This window comes from Micromonospora sp. D75 (genome assembly GCF_018070405.1).
Classification (GTDB): domain Bacteria; phylum Actinomycetota; class Actinomycetes; order Mycobacteriales; family Micromonosporaceae; genus Micromonospora; species Micromonospora chalcea.
The window spans coordinates 1-3,206 of sequence record NZ_JAGPXV010000658.1 but is presented as its reverse complement, the minus strand read 5'-3'; the positions used below and the strand labels follow the sequence as shown (position 1 = coordinate 3,206).

Genomic DNA, 3,206 nt, shown 5'->3' with positions numbered 1-3,206 from the left:
AGATCGCCGAGGTCGGCTCCGGCGCGCACCACGGGACCGGCGAGCACTTCGTGGTCGAGGCGGACGAGAGCGACCGCTCCTTCCTCATCTACCGCCCGTTCGTGTCGATCATCACGAACATCGAGGCGGATCACCTCAACACCTACGGCGACCTGGCCACGCTGGAGGCGGCGTTCGCCGAGTTCGCCCGGCTCACCGACCCGGCGGGGTTCGTGGTCACCTGCGCCGACGACCCGGGCGGGCGGCGGCTGGCCGAGACGCTGCGCGCCGAGGGCCGCCGGGTCTGGACGTACGGCGAGTCCGCCGACGCGGACCTGCGGATGAGCGACGTCGTCTCGTCCGCGCACGGGGTGCGCTATCAGGCCGAGATCGAGGGCCGGGCGTTCGGCGAGTTCCGGCTGCCCGTACCGGGGCGGCACATGGCGCTCAACAGCGCCGCCGCGGTGCTCGCCGCGTACCTGCTGGAGCTGCCGGTCCCGGCGGCGGAGGCCGCGCTCGGCGCGTTCCCCGGCGTGCGGCGCCGCTTCGAGCGCAAGGGCGTCGCCGACGGCGTGCTGGTCTACGACGAGTACGCCTACCACCCGACCTCGATGACGTTGGCGCTGCAGACGCTGCGCGAGGTGGCCGGCGACGGCCGGCTGATCGTGGTGTTCCAGCCGTACCGGCTCTACCGGACCCGGGACAACCAGGCGGAGATCGCCGCCGCCCTCGGCATCGCCGACGAGGTGGTGCTGCTGGAGGTGTTCGGTCCCGGCGAGACGCGCCGCCCCGGCGAGGGCTCGGCCGCGCTGATCCAGGACGTGCCGCTGCCGGACGAGCGCAAGGTGTTCGTCGAGGCGTGGGACGACGTGCCGGCCGAGGTGGCCCGCCGGGCCCGGGCCGGCGACGTGGTGGTGACCATGGGCGCGCCGCCGATCTCGCTGATGGGTGACCAGTTGCTCGACGCCCTGCTGGCCCGCTCCGGCGGCACGGGGCTGGACGCCGGCGTCGGCCCGGACGGCGCGGCGGCCACCGCCGGATGAGTCCCGGTCCGGCCCGCGGCCGTACCCCCGGCCCGGACGGCGGAGGTGGCCGGCGCAGCCCGGTGCGGCGCTGGCAGCTCGTGCGGGCCAACGCGGACGCCGTGCCGCCGTCGGCCCGCCGGTTCATGGCCCGGGCCCGGCAGCGGCGGATGCGGGCCGCGCTGCCGTGGGCGGTCGCCGCCGCGGTGCTCGCCGTCGCGGGCCTGGTGGCGTGGACGGTGCTCGGCACCGGCCTGTTCGGCGTGCGCGAGGTGCGGGTGGTCGGCGCGCGGCTGGTCACGCCGGTGCAGATCCGCGACGCCGCGGCGGTGCCGGACAACGAGCCGCTGGCCCGGGTGGACCTGGCCGCGACCGCCCGCCGGGTCGGCACGCTGCCGCCGGTGGCCAGCGCCACGGTCGAGCGGGAGTGGCCGGGCACGCTGGTGATCCGGGTGCGGGAGCGCACCGCGGTGGCGGCGGTGCCGCAGGGCGACGGGTTCGTGGTGGTGGACGGCTCGGGCGTGGTCTTCCAGCGCCTGGACCGGGCGCCGGACGGGTTGCCGCTGGTCAAGGTGGCCCGGCCGGGCCCGGACGATCCGGGTACGCGGGCCGGGCTGGCGGTGCTCGCCGCGCTGGGGGAGAAGCTGCGCGCGGAGCTGGTCGCGGTGGACGTGGCCGGCCTGGCCCGGATCACGTTGCAGCTGCGCGGCGAGCGTCAGGTGTTCTGGGGCGACGCCTCCCGGGGCGCGGACAAGTCCACCGTGGCGACCGCGTTGCTGAGCCGCAAGGCGGACCGGATCGACGTCAGCGCGCCAGACGTGGTCACGTTCGAGTGACCCGCGGCTCAGCGAGCGGACGCTGTGTCCCCTGTCGCTCGGTCGCGACACGCCGGAACAGGTCCTTGGCTCCTGGCGCGGCGGCGCATACGTTGCCCCGAAGAGATCAGTGGTTGACATAACTCTAAGCCTCTAGTAGAGGGTGAGGGTTCAGCCGTCGGAGGCCGCTGATCCGGCCAAGCCGTGTGGGGTCGGCCCATGCCAATCTCGAAGGGAAAGGACCGGAGATGACACCTCCGCACAACTACCTGGCGGTCATCAAGGTCGTCGGCATCGGGGGCGGCGGAGTCAACGCCGTCAACCGGATGATCGAGGTTGGGCTCAAGGGCGTCGAGTTCATCGCGATCAACACCGACGCGCAGGCGTTGCTGATGAGCGACGCCGACGTCAAGCTCGACGTGGGCCGGGAGCTGACCCGGGGACTGGGCGCGGGCGCCAACCCGGACGTCGGCAAGAACGCCGCCGAGGACCACCGCGACGAGATCGAAGAGGTCCTCAAGGGCGCCGACATGGTGTTCGTGACCTGCGGCGAGGGCGGCGGCACCGGCACCGGCGGCGCGCCGGTCGTGGCGAACATCGCCCGCAAGCTCGGCGCGCTCACCATCGGCGTGGTGACCCGGCCGTTCTCGTTCGAGGGCAAGCGCCGGCAGGTCCAGGCCGAGGCGGGCATCGAGGAGCTGCGCAACCAGTGCGACACGCTCATCGTGATCCCGAACGACCGGCTGCTCGCGCTCGGTGACCGCAACATCTCCATGATGGACGCGTTCCGCACGGCGGACCAGGTGCTTCTCTCCGGTGTCCAGGGCATCACCGACCTGATCACCACGCCGGGTCTGATCAACCTGGACTTCGCCGACGTGAAGAGCGTGATGAGCGGCGCGGGCAGCGCGCTCATGGGCATCGGCAGCGCCCGGGGCGAGAACCGCGCCGTCGAGGCGGCCGAGGCGGCCATCTCCAGCCCGCTGCTGGAGCAGAGCATGGACGGCGCGCGCGGTGTGCTGCTGTCCATCGCCGGCGGGTCGGACCTCGGCCTGTTCGAGATCAACGACGCGGCGCAGCTGGTCACCGACGCGGCCCACCCGGACGCGAACATCATCTTCGGCGCGGTCATCGACGACGCGCTCGGCGACGAGGTCCGGGTCACCGTGATCGCGGCGGGCTTCGACGGGGGCGCGCCCGCGTACAAGGCGGTCGAGCCGCCGCGCAAGAGCAACCAGAACCCGCCGGCCCAGCCGAACGCGCCGGTGAGCCCGCCGGCCACCATGCCGGCGCCGCAGCAGCCGTCGCGGCGGGTGCTCTTCGACGACGTCGATGTGCCCGACTTCCTCAAGAACGGGTCCTGAGCCGCGCCGATGACGGAGTCACAGAC

General features: G+C 73.5%; 3 protein-coding genes. All 3 read left to right on the top strand.

Annotation, left to right across the window (positions count from 1 at the left end):
• On the top strand, nucleotides 1-1,022 hold a 1,022-nt coding region (gene murC, locus KBX39_RS27220), incomplete at its 5' end, for a UDP-N-acetylmuramate--L-alanine ligase (RefSeq protein ID WP_210873216.1).
• The gene (locus KBX39_RS27215; RefSeq protein ID WP_140946355.1) at nucleotides 1,019-1,837 is read left to right on the top strand and encodes a cell division protein FtsQ/DivIB; all 819 of its coding nucleotides are present in this window, start codon (nucleotides 1,019-1,021) and stop codon (nucleotides 1,835-1,837) included. The genes murC and KBX39_RS27215, both read left to right, overlap by 4 nt.
• A gap of 227 nt (nucleotides 1,838-2,064) precedes the next feature.
• Nucleotides 2,065-3,180 carry a cell division protein FtsZ gene (ftsZ, locus tag KBX39_RS27210; protein WP_030500246.1) on the top strand — a complete coding sequence of 372 codons (1,116 nt, stop codon included), beginning with the start codon at nucleotides 2,065-2,067 and terminating at the stop codon, nucleotides 3,178-3,180.
• Nucleotides 3,181-3,206 lie beyond the last annotated feature (26 nt).

Excerpts from the sequence above, each read along its gene's own strand:
- KBX39_RS27215 (WP_140946355.1), top strand. The coding sequence starts at position 1,019 with ATGAGTCCCGGTCCGGCCCGCGGCCGTACCCCCGGCCCGGACGGCGGA.
- ftsZ (WP_030500246.1), top strand. The coding sequence starts at position 2,065 with ATGACACCTCCGCACAACTACCTGGCGGTCATCAAGGTCGTCGGCATC.